The sequence below is a fragment of the Streptomyces phytophilus genome (genome assembly GCF_013870535.1).
Lineage (GTDB): Bacteria > Actinomycetota > Actinomycetes > Streptomycetales > Streptomycetaceae > Streptomyces > Streptomyces phytophilus.
This window is the reverse complement of record NZ_JACBXC010001417.1, coordinates 1-1472: the sequence shown is the minus strand read 5'-3', so window position 1 is coordinate 1472 and position 1472 is coordinate 1. Positions and strand designations below refer to the sequence as shown.

Here is a 1472-nt window from a genome sequence, read left to right as displayed (position 1 = left end):
CCGCCGCCGCCGTCCCCGGCGTCACCGACCTGTGCGCCCGCGGCCCCGCCGCCCGCTACGTCTGGGACGTCGCCCGCCGCGAGGAGAGCCGCTGGGTCGTCCCGTTCGGCGCCTGCGGCGTCCCCGGCGGCCCGCACCACCGCGACCAGCTCGCCCCGTGGCTGCGCGGCGAACTGGTCCCCGTCGTCACCGACTGGCAGGCCCTGAAGGAGTCCCATGGCGACCGCTGACCCCGCGCCCCGCGACCGGACGCCGTGCTACGAGCACGACGAGCCCGGGGCCGGCGGCCTCGGCACCGTGCGCGTGGTGCCCGTCGTCCCGGACGCGGACGCCGGCCTGCTGCACGGCTGGGTCACCGCCGAGCGCGCCCGCTTCTGGGGCATGGCCGCGCTGGCGCGCGACGAAGTCCGCGACATCTACGCGCACATGGACGCCCTGCCCACCCACCACGCCTACCTGCTGCTGCACGACGGCGCACCGGTCGCGCTGCTCCAGACGTACGACCCGGCCGCCGACCGGGTCTCGGAGTGCTACCCGGCCCGGCCCGGCGACCTCGGCCTCCACGTGCTGATCGGCCCCGCCGCCGGTGGCGGGCGGCCCGGCTTCACGGCCGCGCTGATGCGGGTGATCAGCGGCTTCGCCGCGGCGGAGGGCGCCCGCCGCCTGGTGGCGGAGCCCGACGCGGACAACGGGCCCGCGATCGACCGGCTGCGCCACGAGGGCTTCACCCTCGGTCCGGAGGTCACCCTGCCGTAAGTGGACCTGCCGGAGGTGTACCTGCCGCCGAAGCGCGCCCGGCTGGCGTTCCGCCCGGTGGCCGGCGGCTGACCGGGCCCCTCACCCGCCGCCGGCGCCGTCGCGCGGGCCCAGGCTGCTGCGGTACGGGGGCATGAACCGCATCCGCGGCAGCTGGTCGGCGAGCACGCCGCCGTCCACGACGATCCGGGCCCCGGTGATGTACGCGCCGGCGTCCGAGGCGAGCAGGAGCAGCGCGCCGACGCACTCCTCGGGCCGGGCGTAGCGGCCGAGGGGGATGCGCTCGCGGTACGCGGCCTCGAACCCCTCCCGCTCCAGCGGGAACTCGCCATCGATGGGTGTGTCGACCATGCCGGGCGCCAGCGTGTTGGCGGTGATGCCGTGCGGCGCCAGCTCCACCGCCAGGGTCTCGGTGAGGAGTTGGGCGGCGGCCTTGGCGGCGTTGTAGTGGGCCAGGCCCGCCTCGGCGACGAGTGCGTTCTTCGAGGTGACGGTGACGATCCGGCCGGGCACCGCGTCGGCGGCCATGTGCTCGGCGACCCGCTGGGAGAGGAAGAACACCGCGTCGGCGTTCACACGCATGACGCGCGACCAGCTCTCGGGGGTGATCTCGTTGAAGCGCTCCAGGGCCGCGGTGCCGGCGTTGTTGACCAGGATGTGCACCGGTCCGGCCGCCGCGCGGATCCGGTCGGCGAGTCCGGCCAGCTCGTCGGTGC

The 1472-nt window shown here is 76.3% G+C and carries 2 protein-coding genes and 1 pseudogene; 2 read left to right on the top strand and 1 reads right to left on the bottom strand.

The genetic code is table 11. The annotated features are described in order from the left end of the window. Together H5J30_RS32925 and H5J30_RS32920 are read left to right on the top strand one after the other, a co-directional pair. The coding region (locus H5J30_RS32925) for a penicillin acylase family protein (RefSeq protein ID WP_181791350.1) at positions 1 to 230 on the top strand (230 nt) is incomplete at its 5' end. Next, a pseudogene (locus H5J30_RS32920) lies at positions 217 to 828 on the top strand (GNAT family N-acetyltransferase). The gene H5J30_RS32925 and the pseudogene H5J30_RS32920, both read left to right, overlap by 14 nt. 9 nt (positions 829 to 837) lie before the next feature. Here the strand turns inward: H5J30_RS32920 and H5J30_RS32915 are convergent. Continuing rightward, positions 838 to 1472, bottom strand: a 635-nt coding sequence (locus H5J30_RS32915; RefSeq protein ID WP_181791349.1) for an SDR family NAD(P)-dependent oxidoreductase, incomplete at its 5' end; no start/stop codon positions are given.